Source organism: Amycolatopsis sp. PSD-21 (assembly GCF_055561455.1).
Genome location: NZ_CM145712.1, coordinates 2,725,833 through 2,740,905 on the forward strand (window position 1 = coordinate 2,725,833; position 15,073 = coordinate 2,740,905).

Sequence of the window (15,073 nt, forward strand, 5' to 3'; positions counted from 1 at the left end):
CCGCCCGGCGCGGCCGGGGCACCCGATCGCGTTTCATCAAGTTTTCATCATCGCTCCCTAGCGTGAGGTCGTCCGGTGAAAACAGTGATGGAGGGCGACGTGGAGCAAACATTCCCACCCGGAGGCGCGCAGTGGCCGCCGCCGCAGGGCTGGGTCCCGCAACCGGTACCGGGGCCGCCCGCCCGGAAACCCCGGTGGCTGCTGTTCGGCGGGATCGCCGGACTGGTGCTGGTGCTCCTCGCGGGTCTGACGACCTGGCTCCTGTGGCCGTCGAAAGGGGACCGCGAACCCTTCGAGCAGGCGCTCGCCGGGCTTTCCTCGGCGCCCGCCGTCCGGAACAGCACCTCCGGGGTCGGCGGGATGATCAAGACCGACGTCAAGACCACCGCGCACGGCGAGACGTCCGGCACGATGTCCTTCCGGGGCAAGAAGATCGACATCCTGGTCGTCGGCGGCAAGGTCTACTTCAAGGCGCCGGACGGCATGCTGCCCGGGTCGATGGCGGACGCGGGCGGGACCGACGAGCTCAAGGACCGGTGGATCACCGGTGAGGACGCGCTGTTCGGCCCGGCTCTCCAGCAGTTCGAATCCCCGGAGAAACTCGCCGCCCGGCTGCGCGCGGCGCTGGACAGGGCGGACGAGATCCCCGCGGATCAGAACGAGACCGTCCGGGACGTTCCGGCGCTCAAGGCGAGCACGCCGGCGGGTGACCTGTACGTCTCGAAGGAGGCGCCGCACCGCCTTCTCCGCTACTCCCTGAAAATGCCCGGCGGGATACCGTCCATGCCCGGCTCGGAGTCACAGCCGCCGATGCCGTCCGGCGCCGGCCTCGGTGAGTCCGATGTGGACGCCTTGTCCCCGCAGGAGACCGACGCCGTCTACGAAGACCTGACGACGAACACCAAGAAGCTGTCCGGTGCCGTCGACACCAGTGTGCGGTTCGACATGAACGGCGCGGCCACGGTCGCGTGCAGCTCGTCGGGCTGCACGGTGACGGCGAACGTGTCCAACTCCGCCTCGGCCAGCAGCGGCGGGAAGGTCAGCGGCCAGGTCAACGCCACGATGACCGCGAACGTGACCATCGGTGGCCGCCCGGCGGGCAGTTGCCGGGAAACCGCCAGCCTGCCGTTGAACGGCTCGGCTTCGATCACCTGTGTCAACGGCGGGGCCGGGAGTGTCTTCTCGTCCGTCGAAGCGGAGAAGAAGGCGGATGCCGAAGCGCGGTCGCGTGCCTCCGGCGGCGTTCCGGTCCAGTACCAGATCGAAAGCATCGCGTCGGTCGCCGTGCTGGCCGAAGCGATCGGGCAGGTCGAGATCACCCGTCTGGTGGACGAGCTGACGGAACGGCGGTCGAAGCTCGGCGGCTGACCGGATGAAGAACAGCGCCGGGCGAACGGCTTCGATGCCGCGCGCCCGGCGCTTTCGCGTCCCGGTGATTCGGGTCAGTCCGTGCCGGATTCGATCGCGGCGTGGTCCAGCAGTTCGTCCTCGGCCGAAGCCTTGCCGCGCGAGGCGATCGCCTGCGCGCCGCCCGCGTCCATGGCCCCGATCAGGCCGGTCGACGCGGCCTGCGCGGCGCCGATCAGCGTCGGATGCCCGCCGCCGACCATGCCGAGCCCGGCGTACTGCTCGAGTTTGGCGCGCGAGTCCGCGATGTCGAGGTTCCGCATGGTGAGCTGGCCGATCCGGTCCACCGGGCCGAACGCCGAGTCCTCGGTGCGCTCCATGGACAGCTTGTCCGGGTGGTAGCTGAAGAACGGACCGGTGGTGTCGAGGATCGAGTAGTCCTCGCCGCGCCGCAGCCGCAGGGTGACCTCGCCGGTCACGGCCGCGCCGACCCACCGCTGCAGCGATTCCCGCAGCATCATCGCCTGCGGGTCCAGCCAGCGGCCTTCGTACATGAGCCTGCCGAGGCGGCGGCCTTCGTTGTGGTAGCTGGCGAGGGTGTCCTCGTTGTGGATCGCGTTGACGAGCCGCTCGTACGCCGCGTGCAGCAGGGCCATCCCCGGCGCCTCGTAGATACCGCGGCTCTTGGCCTCGATGATCCGGTTCTCGATCTGGTCGGACATGCCGAGCCCGTGCCGTCCGCCGATGGCGTTGGCCTCCAGGACCAGGTCGACCGCGGTGGCGAACTCCTTGCCGTTGATCGTCACCGGGCGGCCCTGCTCGAAGCCGATCGTGACGTCCTCCGGCGCGATCTCGACCTCGGGGTCCCAGAACCGGACGCCCATGATCGGGTTCACGATCTCGATACCGGTGTCGAGGTGCTCCAGCGACTTGGCCTCGTGCGTCGCGCCCCAGATGTTCGCGTCGGTGGAGTAGGCCTTCTCGGTGCTGTCCCGGTACGGCAGGTCGTGGGCCTGCAGCCACTCGGACATCTCCTTGCGGCCGCCGAGTTCGCTGACGAACGCGGCGTCCAGCCACGGCTTGTAGATCCGCAGGGACGGGTTCGCGAGCAGGCCGTAGCGGTAGAACCGCTCGATGTCGTTGCCCTTGAAGGTGGACCCGTCGCCCCAGATCTGGACGTCGTCCTCGAGCATCGCGCGCACCAGCAGGGTGCCGGTGACCGCACGGCCGAGCGGGGTCGTGTTGAAGTAGGTGCGGCCGCCGTTGCGGATGTGGAAGGCGCCGCAGGCCAGCGCGGCGAGACCTTCCTCGACCAGCGCGGCCTTGCAGTCGACGGCGCGCGCGATCTCGGCGCCGTAGGCCTTCGCCCGGCCCGGGACCGACGCGATGTCGGGTTCGTCGTATTGGCCGATGTCAGCGGTGTAGGTGCACGGCACCGCACCCTTCTCGCGCATCCACGCGACCGCTACGGAGGTGTCGAGGCCGCCGGAGAAGGCGATCCCGACGCGTTCGCCGACAGGCAGAGAGGTGAGTACCTTGGACATGATGGAAGTATATGCATAGGTGTGTATGACCATGCAAGCCGGGGTGAGCAGGGCAACTCGGGTGGGTGGCGTAACTCGCGTGATTGCCGGCGTAACTCGCGTGATCAGAGGCGTAACTCGCGAGTTACGGCTTCAAGCACGCGAGTGACGTCCCTGATCACGCGAGTTACGCGTTCGGGGCCGTGTCCCTTTCGTGACCTGTCCGCGAGGGGATCCGCCACGAATACTGGGCGAGGCCCTGTGTGAAACCGTCCTTTTCCTTGTGGTAAAAGGAAAACCAGTCCGCAGGCCGGGCGGCGTCGAATACCTGGCATGAAGACTTCGCGGACCGACCGGGAACCACGCCTCCCGCTCTTCGGGGCGGCGCTGATCGGTGTCGTGGCCCTCGCCGCGGCGCTGGCGGCCGGTCATCTCGTGGCCGGGTTCATCAGCGCCAACGCCTCGCCGTACCTCGCGGTCGGCAACGGGGCGATCGATCTGACGCCGGTGGAGCTGAAGGATTTCGCGGTCCGGACGTTCGGCGTCTACGACAAGCTCGTGCTGCTCGGCGGGATGGCCGTCGTGATGGTGCTGGCCGCCGCCGTGGCGGGTATCGCCTCGCGGCGGTCACCCGTTCCGGGGGTCGTGCTGATCGCCGCCTTCGGGCTGCTGGGCGGGCTCGCCGTGTCGCAGCGCCCCGACCTTACGACCGTCGCGCTGCTCGCCCCGCTGGCCAGCCTGATCGCCGGGGTCGGCGTGTTCCTCTGGTTGCATCGCCTGGCCTCGGTCAAGCCCCAGGTCGAAGCCTCGGGCGCCGCGCCGTCACGCAGGTCGGTGCTGCTGGCCGGAGCCGGTGCCGTCGTCGCCGCGGGTGCGGCGGGGGCCGGAGGACAGCTTCTCGCCGGCACTCGGGACGCGGAGTCTTCCCGGATCGCTATCGGACGGCTCGTTCCCGCCAAACCGGCGCCACCGGTCCCGGCCGACGCGGATTTCGCCAAACTGGGCACGCCGACGTTCCTCACCTCGAACCGCGACTTCTACCGCGTCGACACGGCGCTGTCGGTACCGCAGGTTCGGGCCGAGGACTGGAGCCTGCGTCTGCACGGCATGGTGCGCAACGAAAAGCGGTACACCTACGACGACATCCGCAACCGTCCGCTGATCGAGCGCACCATCACCATGACCTGCGTGTCCAACGAGGTGGGCGGCACCTATGTGTCCACGGCGAACTTCATCGGCGTCGACCTCGGAGATCTGCTGCGGGAGGCCGAAGTCCTGCCCGGTGCCGAGCAGATCTTCTCGACCAGCACCGACGGCTGGACGGCGGGCAGCCCGGTCGTCGCCGCGCTCGACCCGGAACGCGGTGCGATGCTGGCGATCGGGATGAACGGCGAACCGCTTCCGGTCGAACACGGCTTTCCCGCGCGAATGGTGATCCCCGGTCTCTACGGCTACGTTTCGGCGACGAAATGGGTCAAGGACCTGGAGATCACCACCTGGAAAGCGCGCCGCGCGTACTGGCTCGACCGCGGCTGGGGTGAACAGGCCCCGATCAAAACGCAGTCCAGGATCGACAGTCCGAAAGGGTTCGAAACGGTACCCGCGGGCAAGGTCCGGATCTCGGGCGTGGCGTGGGCACAGCACACCGGCGTCGAGCGGGTCGAAGTCCGCCTCGGCGGGAGCGGGAACTGGCAGCCCGCAATGCTTTCCCGAGAGGTCAACGTCGACACCTGGCGGATGTGGTGGACCGAATTCGACGTCCCGCCCGGCAGTCACCAGGTCACCGTCCGGGCTGTCGACAAATCCGGCTACATCCAGACCGACGCCCGCGCCGGAACCGTTCCGGACGGTGCGACGGGCTGGCATGTCATCAGTTTCACCGCACGGTGATCGGCGTCACTCGAAAGAGTGGCAATCCGATTTCGCAGTAGATCCGAATACCCGGCAAGAGTCCGAAAAACAAATGGAGTGATTTTCCGTGAGCAAGCTTCGCGTCGCAGGAATCGGTTTCACCGCGGTCACCGCGCTGGCACTGGCCGCCTGCAGCAGCAATGACAGCGCTTCGTCCGGCAGCTCCAGCAGCGCCCCCGCGCCCGCCCCGTCCTCGTCCATGTCGGCCCCGATGTCCAGCGCCGCTTCCGGTGACGGGGTCACCACCAACGCCGACGTGTTCGGTCCGGCCTGTTCGCAGCTGCCGCAGGGCAGTGCTCCCGGTTCGCTCGACTCGATGGGCCCGCAGCCGGTGGCCAGCGCCGCGTCGACCAACCCGCTGCTGACCAAGCTGGTCGCCGCGGTGAAGGCCACCAACCTGGTCGACACCCTCAACAGCCAGCAGGCCATCACCGTGTTCGCCCCGGCGGACCCGGCCTTCCAGGCCCTGGGTGACGCCAAGTTCAACGAACTCGCCGGCAAGCCCGACCAGCTGGCCCCGATCCTGCAGTACCACGTCGTCGGCAAGCGTTACGACGCCAAGGGCCTGGAGTCCGCCAAGTCCGTGGAGAGCCTGAACACCGCGGGCGGACCGGTCAAGATCGAGGGTTCCGGCGAGAACATGACCGTCAACGGCGCCAAGGTCCTGTGCGGCAACATCCCCACCAAGAACGCCACCGTCTTCGTCATCGACAAGGTGCTGACGCCGGGCACCAACAAGAACTAGGTCCCCACACCATGATCGCGGTGGCCACGCTCCCGGGCGTGGCCACCGCGATCTTCGTGTCAGGGAACGAGCGCGGCGGCGTCGACGTCGGTCACGACGATCCGCAGGCTCGCGTTCTCCCACGGGGTGCCGGTGAGCACCGCGCGCAAGGCGGCCCCGGCGACCTCCGTGAGCGGCGGGATCGGCACCTCAAGCGCGACCACGCGGATCTCGACGACGTTCTCGGAGATGTCGACGGCCATCACGTCGAGGTCCCACGGCACCGCCGAGGCGGCGGCGGTGGTCGACGGTGTGGCCGCGCGCAGCCCCGGCACCTCGCGCAGCGTGCTCAGCAGGGACGCGGTCAGTTCGGATCGTGCGGTCACAACAGTCCTCCACGGATTTCGATGTCCAAAATGGACACCGAGACGGCCGACGGGGTGAGCCCGGTCGCCTCGGTGACCGCCTTGCCGACGGCACGCTGCACCGCCTGTGCCGTCGCCGCGGCCTGGTCCAGCCCGGAGAGGGAGAGGTCGATCTCCACCCGGACGTCCGGCGGATCGTGCTCGACGAACGCGCGGACCCCTTCCGTCGGCGCCGGTTCGAGGCCTTTGATCCGCTGCCGGGCGATCCGGGTCAGCGAACCGGCCAGGCCGCGCAGCCCGGGTTCCAGGCGGACCACGCCGGGGACCCGGGCCGCGGCGTGCGCGGCGACGGCCGCGATCACCGGCGGGGAGATCACCGTTTCGGTCAGTGGCCTGGCCGGGGCCTGCTCACGCGTCATAGATGTCCTCCACCGTCAGATCCAGCCGGGCCAGCCGGAGACCCACCCTGGCTCCGGCCGCCGCCGTGACCCGTTCACGGACCAGTTCCAGCGAGTCGCCGTGGAAATCATGCGCGATCGCCAGGCTCAGCTCCACGTCCACGGCCAGCGCGTCGGTGTCTTCGCCCGACCGGTGGACCCGGCAGCGCCGCGCGCGGACACCGTCGACGGAGTCCGCGGCGAACCGCAGCACCGCCGCGACCGCCTGATCGCTCACCTGCACGTCGCCCGGTTCCGGGCTGGACAGCGGCACCAGGTCCCGGCGCCGCACCTCGGCGCGGATCGCGGACATGATCCGGCTGGTGAGATCCGGCGACGGCTCGGCGTCGTCTTCGGCCAGTTCCCTGGTCAGCCCGCGCAGCACCCGGAGGCTTTCGCGGGTCGCCCGGCAGTGCGGGCAGTCGAGTTCGTGCTGGTCCGCCCGGCCGGCGTCGACCTCGTCGAGCCGGTCCCAGATCTGTTCCACATCACGGCCGCACGGCAGCAGGTAGTCCCGGGTCGCGTGGTTCATCGCCATGGCGCCATCACCTCCGCCAACTGTGCTCGTGCTCGCGCGATGCGTCCGCGCACCGCGGTGGTGGTCGCCCCGATCGCCTTCGCGATCTCCTCGTAGGAGCGCCCGTGGACCTCGCGCAACAGCCAGCAGGCCCGTTGCTCGGCGGTCAGCTCGTCCAGCGCCCCGGTCAGCGCCGTCATCTGCGCGCTCGTCTCCGCCGCGCGCTCCGGCCGCCCCGCCGAACCGGCGGACTCCTGCTGGTCCAGCTCGACGTCGGCCACCGGTTTCCTGGCGCGGATCACGTTCAGGCACCGGTTGGTCGTCATCCGGTAGAGCCAGCCGACGAACGCCGCGTCCTCCTGCAACTGGCCGAGCCGCCGCCAGGCGACGAGGAACACCTCCTGGACGACGTCCTCGGCGTCCCCTTTGTTCCCGAGCATCCGCAGCGCCAGCCGGTACATCGGCCCCTGGAACCGCAGGACGAGCTGCTCGTACGCGCGGATCTCGCCGTCGCGGGCGCGCGCGACCAGCGTCGCGTCGTCCAGCACGGTCTCGCCGGCCGCGAGCGGTTCGGTTCTCGCCGAAGTCGTCATCGAGCGCACCTGTGCAGCGCCGTCATGCCGAAGCTCCCTTCACCTCACCAGCTAAGACACGGCTTCCCCGGAAACGTCACGCGGGAAACTTCGTCCAGCCGACCACGGCATCGGGGACCGCGCACGCCGAGACGGTGTGATCAGTCCAGCCGGGCGAGCGCGGGGTACTCGTCGAGTGTGATGTCGGTGGCCAGCCTGTCGGTCATCCACAGCATCGAGCGCAGCAGGAGCCGCCGCCGGAACATCTGGTCGCGCAGCTTGATCCGCAGGTTCGTCGGCGGCGCGAGGAACGGGCCGGCGTTGGCGTTGCGGGTCACCTTGGCGTAGCGGAGGAACTTCTCGTCGTACCGGCGGAAGGCGAGTTCGTGGTCACCGTTGGCCGCGGCCAGCTCGCCCGCGATGACGTACGCCGCCACGACGGCGAGCCCGCTGCCGAAGCCGGCCAGGGTGTTGCCGTACGCCGCGTCGCCGAGGAGAGCGACACGTCCGGTGGAGTAGCCGTCCATCGTGACCCGGGCGATCGCGTCCAGGTAGACGTCGTCCGAACGCTTCACCATCTCCATCAGTTCGGGCAGCCGCCAGCCGCCGCCGTCGAACGCGGTGGTCAAGATCTCCTTCTGCTGCTCGAGGTCGTACCGGTCGTAGCGGAGCTCGGGGGAGGCGAACACGAAGAACGCGTTCGCCTTGGGCCCGCCGGTGGCCGCCATACGGCCGGGCTCGTTGTACATCACCGCGGGGCCACCGTCGGTCTCGCCGGTCTCGACCAGCGCGTAGTAGTGGCCGAGGTGCTTCACGTAGCCGGCTTCCGGGCCGAACGCCAGCCGTCGCACGGTGGAGTGGATGCCGTCCGCGCCGAACACGAGGTCGAAGCGCCTCGGGGCACCGCGTTCGAAGGTGACGTCGACGCCGTCGGCCGACTCGGTCAGCGAAGCGATGGAATCGCCGAAGACGTACTCGCAGTCCCGTTCGGTCCGTTCATAGAGGATCCGGGCCAGGTCACCGCGCCGGATCTCGACGTCGCCGCCGGTGAACTCGCCGGGAAGGACGGCGAGCGGCCGTCCCTCGGCGTCGACGATGGTCTGGTCGAGCCCGCCGGTCTGGTGACGGCGGATCTCTTCGAGGACGCCCATCCGCTCCAGCACGAAGCGGTGGGTGGCGCCCTTGAAGTCGACCGCCTGGCCGCCGGCGCGGAGTTCCGGCGACCGCTCGACGACGGTGACCGCGTAACCCTGGCGGGAGAGCCAGAAGGCGAGGGCGGGCCCGGCGATGCTGGCGCCGGAGATGAGGGCTGTCCTGTTCGTCATGCCCGGAGCTTCGCGGCCGGTGTTGACGAAGCACTGACAGCCCGCTGACGGTTCCCCGTCAGCTCCAGCCGGGCAAAGGAAGGGTGAGTTGGCCGGGGTCGTCCGGCGGCGCGGTCTCGTAGCGCGGCGGCGTCGCCGACAACCCGATCGGGTTGCGGGTCAGCCGCACCGAGGTGCCGTCGGGCCGCGGGAGATCGACCGTCGGGCTCAGCCCCAGCCGTTCGGCCAGCGCGAACGCGCCCGCGACGTCGTTGACCTCCCCGGCGGGCACCCCGGCCGCGCTCAGGTCCGCCGCCCACTCGGCCGCCGGACGCTTGCCGAAGTGGTCTTCGAGCAGCGCGCGGAGTTCGGCCCGGTGCGCGACGCGCGCCGGATTGGTCGCGAACCTGGTGTCGTCCGCGAGCTCCGGCAGCCCGATGACCTCGCACAACGCCGCGAACTGCCGGTCGTTGCCGACCGCGAGCGCGAGTTCGTGATCGGCGCAGGGGACGAGTTCGTAGGGCGCGATACTGGGATGCCGGTTCCCCATCCGCGCCGGGACGGTCCCGCCGGAGGTGTAGGCGCTGCCCTGGTTGACCAGCGCCGCGAGCAGGCTCGACAGCAGGTCGATCTCGACCCGCTGTCCCTCCCCGGTCCGGTCGCGATGGCGCAGGGCGGCGAGGATGCCGACGCTCGCGAACAGCCCGGCCAGGACGTCGACGAGCGCGACGCCCACCTTCTGCGGCTCGCCCGCCGGGTCGCCGGTGATGCTCATCAGCCCGCCGACGGCCTGGATGAGCAGGTCGTAACCGGGCAGCGCGGCGCCGCCGCCGGAGCCGAAACCCGTGATGGAGCAAAGGACGAGACCGGGATTCGCCGCCAGCAGGACCTCCGGGCCGAGCCCGAGCCGCTCCATCACGCCGGGCCGGAAGTTCTCGACCACGACGTCGGCCTCCAGGGCGAGCGCGCGGGCCTGGGCGAGGTGGTCCGGATCGCCGAGGTCCAGCGCCACACTCGTCTTGTTCCGGTTCACCGACTGGAAGTACGTCGCCTGTCCGGCGGCGTCGTAGGGCGGGCCCCAGCTGCGGGTGTCGTCGCCGGTGCCCGGCCGCTCGACCTTGATCACCGTGGCGCCGAGGTCGGCCAGCAGCATCGTGGCGAACGGGCCGGCGAGCACCCGCGAGAAGTCGAGGACGCGTAGCGGGCCGAGTGCGGTTTCGGGCATGGGCCCGACCCTAAGCGGACGCTCCCGCCCGCGAAGTTGTGATCGCGCTCACGAACCCATTACTTTCCTCTAGGTACCTACTATCTCCAGGAAGGTAGCTTCGGTCGCGTCAACGAGACGCGAACCGAGGAGTGATCATGATCGTAGTGACCGGAGCGACCGGGAACGTCGGACGGCTGCTGGTGGAAAACCTTGTCGCCGCGGGAGAAGAAGTGACGGCGGTGTCGCGCCGGATCTCGCTGTCGGACGTGCCGGACGGCGTGCGGACCGTGCAGGCCGATCTCGCCCGGACCGAAGGACTGAAGGAGGTCTTCGCCGGAGCGGACCGGGTTTTCCTTCTGACGTCGGGAGAATTCATGGCCGCGGGCGGCGACGTCGCGGAGGTCGTCGCGGCCGCCGATGACGCCGGGATCGTGCTCCTGTCGTCCCAGGGGGTCGGGACCGGGCGGCACGCGCCCGCGTTCGAGGAGGCGGTCAAGGCTGCGAGTCCGAAGTGGACAGTGCTGCGGCCGGGCGGCTTCGCGTCGAACGCCTTCCAGTGGGCGCCGGCGATCCGGGCCGATCGGGTCGTCGCCGCGCCGTTCGGCGACGTCGCGCTGCCCGTCATCGACCCGGCGGACATCGCCGACGTCGCGGCGGCCGTGTTGACCGAACCCGGCCACCACGGCCGGACCTACGTGCTCACCGGACCCGAGCCCACCTCGCCCCGGCGGCAGGCGGCGGATCTCGGCGACGCGCTCGGCGAGCCGCTGCGGTTCACCGAACTGAGCGAAGACGAGGCGCGCGCCGCGATGTCGGAGTTCATGCCGCCGGTGGTCGTGGAGGCCACGCTGTCGATCCTCGGCAGGCCGACCGAAGACGAAGCGCGGGTGAGCCCCGACGTCGAGAAGGTGCTCGGACGGCCGGGGCGCACCTTCGCCGACTGGGCGGCGCGGAACGCGGCGGCGTTCAAATGACGCTTTGCCGTCATTCGCCGGTGAGCAGCGCCTCGATGTCGTCGACGTTGTCCCGGTGCGCCGCGGTCATCAACAGGTGGTGCGCGAGGCCCGGCTCGGTCTCCGGCGGCACGGCCAGCAGGGTCAGCCGCCGCCTGCCCGCGGTGCCGATCACCGTCACGGTGTCGGTGTGCTGCGAGTGGAACCCTTCGAGCCGGACCTTCCCGCTCTCGACGACGAGCCGGCGGGGAGCGGACGGCCAGGCCGTGAGGTTGTAGGTCACGCGCTCGACGTGTTCCAACTGGACGGCCAGTACCACCAGCAGGAACGGCAGTTCCGCGGCGAGATCACGGGAGGCGGGCCACCACGCGCCGTCGACGTGACCGGTGGCGGCCGCTTTGGGCTTCAGGCGGAGGCGGGCGACATGTTTCGGAGGGGCAACGGTGTTCCTGTGCGAGACCGTCGTCATGGCGGTGCTCCGTCCCGGGCCGAGCGGCCGGATGGGGCCGAGGACGACGCTGGCTCGAACGCCTGCGCACGAGATGCTCTCGGACACCCCGAGTCTACGCCTGGACCCTGAGTTTAGACTGAAGGTCTATTTAAGGGGCCCCAAGTGGACCAGCTCACTCTCGGCGTCATTTCCCGCTCGCGCAAAGAAAACGAGTGGCGGCTTCCGATCCATCCAAGACATGTCGAGCGGATCGAAGCCGGACTGCGGAAGAACATCTTTCTCGAAACCGGCTACGGCGAACGCTTCGGCGTCCCGGACGAGGAACTCGCACCCCTCGTCGGCGGGATGCGTTCCCGTGAGCGGCTGATCGCGGACTGCGACGTCGTTCTCCTCGCCAAACCGCTCGCGGAAGACCTTTCCGAACTCCGGCCGGGGCAGGTCCTGTGGGGCTGGCCGCACTGCGTCCAGGACGACAAGCTCACCCAGCTGGCCATCGACCGGAAGCTGACCCTCATCGCTTTCGAAGCGATGAACCATTGGCGCGGCGACGGTTCCTTCGGTCTGCACGTCTTCCACAAGAACAACGAACTGGCGGGCTATTGCTCGGTGCTGCACGCGCTTCAGCTGATCGGCTCGACGGGCGACTACGGCCGCCGTCTCCGCGCGGTCGTGATCGGCTTCGGCGCGACCGCGCGCGGTTCGGTGACGGCGTTGAACGCGCACGGGATCCACGACGTGCACGTCCTCACCCATCGCGGCGTCACCGCGGTCGGGTCGCCGATCCATTCGGCGAACATCGTTCATCTCGACCACGAAGTGCACAGCACGGGCGATCTCCGCCGCAGTCACGCGATCACCGAGCACGGCCGCGTCCCGGTGGCCGAATTCCTCGCCGGGCACGACATCGTCGTCAACTGCGTACTGCAGGACACCAACGCCCCGTTGACGTTCCTCGTCGAGGAAGATCTCGCCGCGTTCAAGCCGGGAAGCCTGATCGTGGACGTTTCGTGCGACGAGGAGATGGGGTTCAGCTGGGCGAAGCCGACGACCTTCACCGAGCCGAGCTTCCCAGTCGGCGGAGTCACCTACTACGCCGTCGACCACAGCCCGTCCTATCTGTGGGATTCGGCGACCTGGGAGATCAGCGGTGCCCTGCTGCCGCATCTGAAGCAGGTCCTCGGAGGGCCGTCCGCCTGGGCCGCCGACGAAACCCTCGATCGGGCGATCGAGATCAGCGAAGGCAAGATCCGGAACCCCGACATCCTGGCCTTCCAGCACCGCGCGCCGGAGTATCCGCACGCGCACCGGTGAGGCGCGGGCTCGATGAGAAAGTTCTCATCGAGCCCTCATCGGTGACTCACCCGCGCCGGGCAGCCTGGGTGGTATGCGAGTCCGAATCATCGTCCTGGCCGGGGTCGCCGCCGTCGTGGTGGCGGCCGCCGGCACGTTCGCCGTCGTCGCGGCCACCGCGGCCTCGCCACCCGATCTCGGCCCGGCGGTGGTCGCCCCGGCCGGGCAGGCCGTCACCGGCCCGGATGAAGCTGGGGCGCCGCCCGCCGTCGTCCCGCCCCGGCTGGCCGGGCACGACGACGACGTCGATGATGACCCTGATGACGCCGATGACCACTTCGACCTCGACGACTGAGCGGGCCAGATGAGCGCCCGCGCCCGGATCCTCGCGTGGGTCCTGCTGGTCGTGCTGCTCGCGCTCGCCGGATCGCTGCTGGCCACCCGCACCGTCCTGCACAACCAGCTGGACCAGCGCCTCGACAACGAGATCGCCCACGAGACCGGCAAGCTCAGGGCCTTCCTCGCGTCGCCCGACGCCCGCCCGGCCGGGCAGCCCGCCACCGTCGAGGCGGTCCTCGGTCGTCACCTGGAACGGAACCTGCCCGAGAAGTACGAGACGTTCTTCTCGATCAGCGACGGTGCCGCGTCGAGGCGGAGCGCGATCGAGCCGCCGGTCCGGCTCGACGCCGACCCGAAGTTCGTCGCCGAGCTGTCGCGGGCGACGAGTCCGGCGTACGGCACGGTCACCACCGCGGTCGGATCCGCGCGGTACGGCGTCGTCCCGGTGACCATCGAGGGCTCGCCGGGCCGCGGCGCGCTGGTGATCGTCGAGTTCGTCGACCACGCCGCCGGCGAGATCAACGACGTCGTCGGCGTGATGGCCGCGATGTCCGGGGCCGCGCTCGTGCTGGCCGGGCTGATCGGCTGGCTGGTCGCCGGCCGCATCCTCGCCCCGGTGCGGGAGGTCCGCCTGGCCGCCGAGCAGATCGGCGAGACCGATCTTTCGCGCCGGATCGAGGTCCGAGGCTCGGACGACGTCGCCGCGCTCGGGCGCACCTTCAACACGATGCTGGACCGGCTCGAAAGCGCCTTCGCCGGGCAACGCGAGTTCATCGACGACGCCGGGCACGAACTGCGCACGCCGATCACCATCGTCCGCGGCCATATCGAGCTGATGGGCGACGACCCCGGCGAGAACGCCGCCACCCGGCATCTGGTCCTCGACGAACTCGGGCGTATGCAACGGATCGTGGACGACCTGCTGGTCCTCGCGAAGTCCGGCAACCCGGATTTCCTCACCCCCGGTGAGACCGACCTCGCCGATCTCACCGTCGAAACCCTCGCCAAATCGCGGCCGCTGGCCGACCGCGTCTGGCGGCTCGACGCGGTCGCCGAGGTGAAGGTCCGCGCGGACGGCCAGCGGCTCGCGCAGGCGTTGCTGCAACTGGTCTCCAACGCCGTCCGGCACACCGCGCCCGGCCAGGAGATCGCCCTCGGCTCCGAGGTGACCGCGACGACGGCCCGGCTCTGGGTCCGCGACACCGGCGAGGGAGTCCCGCCGGATTCGAGAAGCCGGATCTTCGAACGGTTCAAACGCGGCAGCAACTCGAGCGGCGACGACGGCGCCGGGCTCGGCCTGGCGATCGTCGCCGCGATCGCCGAGGCGCACGGCGGCCGTGTCCTGCTCGACACCGCGCCCGGCGAAGGCGCGCGGTTCACCATCGAGATCCCCGTCGCGGAAGGTGCGGACCGGTGACCAGTGTGCTGGTGGTGGAGGATTCCGCCCGGATCGGCGCGTTCGTGGAGAAGGGCCTGCGGGCACAGGGTTTCGCGACCCGCTGGGTCAAGACCGGCTCCGAAGGACTGACCGAGGCGCTGACCGGCGCGCACGACCTGGTCGTCCTCGACCTCGGCCTGCCGGATCTCGACGGCTCGGATCTGCTGCGGGCCCTGCGGGCGGCGGGCCGGACGGTGCCGGTGATCATCCTGACCGCGCGGGACAGCGTCGTCGACCGGGTCGCCGGGCTGTCCGGCGGCGCCGACGACTATCTGGCCAAACCGTTCGCTTTCGAGGAACTGCTGGCCCGGATCCGGTTGCGGCTGAGGGGAAATCCCGAAGCCGAGCCGGCGGTGCTGCGTGCCGGGGAACTCTCGCTCGACCTGCGAACGAGGAAGGTTTCGGTGGCGGGGGAGGAGAAGGACCTCACCGCTCGCGAGTTCGCGCTGCTGGAGACGTTGCTGCGCAACCGTGGCCAGGTGCTGTCACGGGAGCAGCTGCTCGGCGGCGTCTGGGGCTTCGACTTCGACCCCGGGTCGAACGTGGTGGACGTCTACATCCGGTACCTGCGCGGGAAGATCGGCGCCGAGCGGATCGAAACCGTGCGGGGCATGGGGTACCGGCTCGGTGAGTCCTGATGAGACGGTTCTCATCCGGCTCTCACGGCGGTCTCTTCTTGTGCCGTCACAGTGGTT

The 15,073-nt window shown here is 69.8% G+C and carries 16 protein-coding genes; 8 read left to right on the forward strand and 8 right to left on the reverse strand.

The window, feature by feature from the left end:
- Positions 1–99: 99 nt before the first annotated feature.
- Positions 100–1,368, forward strand: a complete 1,269-nt coding sequence (locus tag ACZ1DY_RS13180; RefSeq protein WP_465484538.1) for an SON protein — start codon at positions 100–102, stop codon at positions 1,366–1,368.
- Positions 1,369–1,442: 74 nt separating this feature from the next.
- Here ACZ1DY_RS13180 and argG read toward each other — a convergent pair whose 3' ends face one another.
- The gene (gene argG, locus ACZ1DY_RS13185; protein ID WP_126729391.1) at positions 1,443–2,891 is read right to left on the reverse strand and encodes an argininosuccinate synthase; all 1,449 of its coding nucleotides are present in this window, start codon (positions 2,889–2,891) and stop codon (positions 1,443–1,445) included.
- Positions 2,892–3,203: 312 nt separating this feature from the next.
- Here argG and ACZ1DY_RS13190 point away from each other — a divergent pair, with 312 nt between their 5' ends.
- Positions 3,204–4,760: a molybdopterin-dependent oxidoreductase gene (locus tag ACZ1DY_RS13190; RefSeq protein WP_465484539.1), complete on the forward strand. Its 1,557-nt coding sequence runs from the start codon at positions 3,204–3,206 to the stop codon at positions 4,758–4,760.
- 88 nt (positions 4,761–4,848) lie between these two features.
- Positions 4,849–5,526, forward strand: a complete 678-nt coding sequence (locus ACZ1DY_RS13195; protein ID WP_072028175.1) for a fasciclin domain-containing protein — start codon at positions 4,849–4,851, stop codon at positions 5,524–5,526.
- Between the two features lie 59 nt (positions 5,527–5,585).
- On the opposite strand, the gene ACZ1DY_RS13200 is transcribed toward ACZ1DY_RS13195, so the two are convergent.
- The 6 genes from ACZ1DY_RS13200 to ACZ1DY_RS13225 all read right to left on the reverse strand — a co-directional run bounded on the left by ACZ1DY_RS13200 (position 5,586) and on the right by ACZ1DY_RS13225 (position 9,925).
- On the reverse strand, positions 5,586–5,891 hold the full coding sequence (locus tag ACZ1DY_RS13200) for a hypothetical protein (RefSeq protein WP_126729389.1): 306 nt from the start codon (positions 5,889–5,891) through the stop codon (positions 5,586–5,588).
- Entirely contained in the window at positions 5,888–6,289 is a 402-nt protein-coding gene (locus ACZ1DY_RS13205) for an Asp23/Gls24 family envelope stress response protein (protein ID WP_126729388.1), read from the reverse strand. Before ACZ1DY_RS13205 ends, ACZ1DY_RS13200 begins: the two co-directional genes overlap by 4 nt.
- Complete coding sequence (locus ACZ1DY_RS13210) at positions 6,279–6,845, reverse strand: Asp23/Gls24 family envelope stress response protein (protein ID WP_257488191.1); 567 nt, start codon at positions 6,843–6,845, stop codon at positions 6,279–6,281. The genes ACZ1DY_RS13205 and ACZ1DY_RS13210 overlap by 11 nt, the downstream gene beginning before the upstream one ends.
- The gene (locus ACZ1DY_RS13215; RefSeq protein ID WP_257488190.1) at positions 6,836–7,417 is read right to left on the reverse strand and encodes an RNA polymerase sigma factor; all 582 of its coding nucleotides are present in this window, start codon (positions 7,415–7,417) and stop codon (positions 6,836–6,838) included. Before ACZ1DY_RS13215 ends, ACZ1DY_RS13210 begins: the two co-directional genes overlap by 10 nt.
- A 140-nt stretch (positions 7,418–7,557) precedes the next feature.
- Entirely contained in the window at positions 7,558–8,721 is a 1,164-nt protein-coding gene (locus ACZ1DY_RS13220) for an FAD-dependent monooxygenase (protein ID WP_465484540.1), read from the reverse strand.
- 58 nt (positions 8,722–8,779) lie between these two features.
- Positions 8,780–9,925, reverse strand: coding sequence for a CaiB/BaiF CoA transferase family protein (locus tag ACZ1DY_RS13225; protein WP_465484541.1), 1,146 nt, complete (start codon positions 9,923–9,925; stop codon positions 8,780–8,782).
- 137 nt (positions 9,926–10,062) lie between these two features.
- On the opposite strand from ACZ1DY_RS13225, the gene ACZ1DY_RS13230 reads away from it, so the two are divergent.
- A complete protein-coding gene (locus ACZ1DY_RS13230; RefSeq protein ID WP_465484542.1) occupies positions 10,063–10,881 on the forward strand; it encodes an NAD(P)H-binding protein in 819 nt (272 codons plus the stop codon).
- Between the two features lie 10 nt (positions 10,882–10,891).
- Here the strand turns inward: ACZ1DY_RS13230 and ACZ1DY_RS13235 are convergent, their stop codons facing one another.
- On the reverse strand, positions 10,892–11,329 hold the full coding sequence (locus tag ACZ1DY_RS13235; protein WP_465484543.1) for a DUF5994 family protein: 438 nt from the start codon (positions 11,327–11,329) through the stop codon (positions 10,892–10,894).
- 144 nt (positions 11,330–11,473) lie between these two features.
- Here ACZ1DY_RS13235 and ACZ1DY_RS13240 point away from each other — a divergent pair, with 144 nt between their 5' ends.
- The 4 genes from ACZ1DY_RS13240 to ACZ1DY_RS13255 all read left to right on the forward strand — a co-directional run bounded on the left by ACZ1DY_RS13240 (position 11,474) and on the right by ACZ1DY_RS13255 (position 15,016).
- Positions 11,474–12,622: a N(5)-(carboxyethyl)ornithine synthase gene (locus tag ACZ1DY_RS13240; RefSeq protein WP_465484544.1), complete on the forward strand. Its 1,149-nt coding sequence runs from the start codon at positions 11,474–11,476 to the stop codon at positions 12,620–12,622.
- Between the two features lie 73 nt (positions 12,623–12,695).
- Positions 12,696–12,956, forward strand: a complete 261-nt coding sequence (locus ACZ1DY_RS13245) for a hypothetical protein (RefSeq protein WP_465484545.1) — start codon at positions 12,696–12,698, stop codon at positions 12,954–12,956.
- A gap of 9 nt (positions 12,957–12,965) precedes the next feature.
- Positions 12,966–14,357 carry a sensor histidine kinase gene (locus ACZ1DY_RS13250; RefSeq protein ID WP_465484546.1) on the forward strand — a complete coding sequence of 464 codons (1,392 nt, stop codon included), beginning with the start codon at positions 12,966–12,968 and terminating at the stop codon, positions 14,355–14,357.
- Positions 14,354–15,016: a response regulator transcription factor gene (locus ACZ1DY_RS13255; protein WP_257488182.1), complete on the forward strand. Its 663-nt coding sequence runs from the start codon at positions 14,354–14,356 to the stop codon at positions 15,014–15,016. Before ACZ1DY_RS13250 ends, ACZ1DY_RS13255 begins: the two co-directional genes overlap by 4 nt.
- Positions 15,017–15,073 lie beyond the last annotated feature (57 nt).

Coding starts and splice junctions, on each gene's coding strand:
- argG (WP_126729391.1), bottom strand. CDS start 2,891: ATGTCCAAGGTACTCACCTCTCTGCCTGTCGGCGAACGCGTCGGGATC.
- ACZ1DY_RS13190 (WP_465484539.1), top strand. CDS start 3,204: ATGAAGACTTCGCGGACCGACCGGGAACCACGCCTCCCGCTCTTCGGG.
- ACZ1DY_RS13205 (WP_126729388.1), bottom strand. CDS start 6,289: ATGACGCGTGAGCAGGCCCCGGCCAGGCCACTGACCGAAACGGTGATC.
- ACZ1DY_RS13210 (WP_257488191.1), bottom strand. CDS start 6,845: ATGGCGATGAACCACGCGACCCGGGACTACCTGCTGCCGTGCGGCCGT.
- ACZ1DY_RS13215 (WP_257488190.1), bottom strand. CDS start 7,417: ATGACGACTTCGGCGAGAACCGAACCGCTCGCGGCCGGCGAGACCGTG.
- ACZ1DY_RS13220 (WP_465484540.1), bottom strand. CDS start 8,721: ATGACGAACAGGACAGCCCTCATCTCCGGCGCCAGCATCGCCGGGCCC.
- ACZ1DY_RS13225 (WP_465484541.1), bottom strand. CDS start 9,925: ATGCCCGAAACCGCACTCGGCCCGCTACGCGTCCTCGACTTCTCGCGG.
- ACZ1DY_RS13230 (WP_465484542.1), top strand. CDS start 10,063: ATGATCGTAGTGACCGGAGCGACCGGGAACGTCGGACGGCTGCTGGTG.
- ACZ1DY_RS13235 (WP_465484543.1), bottom strand. CDS start 11,329: ATGACGACGGTCTCGCACAGGAACACCGTTGCCCCTCCGAAACATGTC.
- ACZ1DY_RS13245 (WP_465484545.1), top strand. CDS start 12,696: ATGCGAGTCCGAATCATCGTCCTGGCCGGGGTCGCCGCCGTCGTGGTG.
- ACZ1DY_RS13250 (WP_465484546.1), top strand. CDS start 12,966: ATGAGCGCCCGCGCCCGGATCCTCGCGTGGGTCCTGCTGGTCGTGCTG.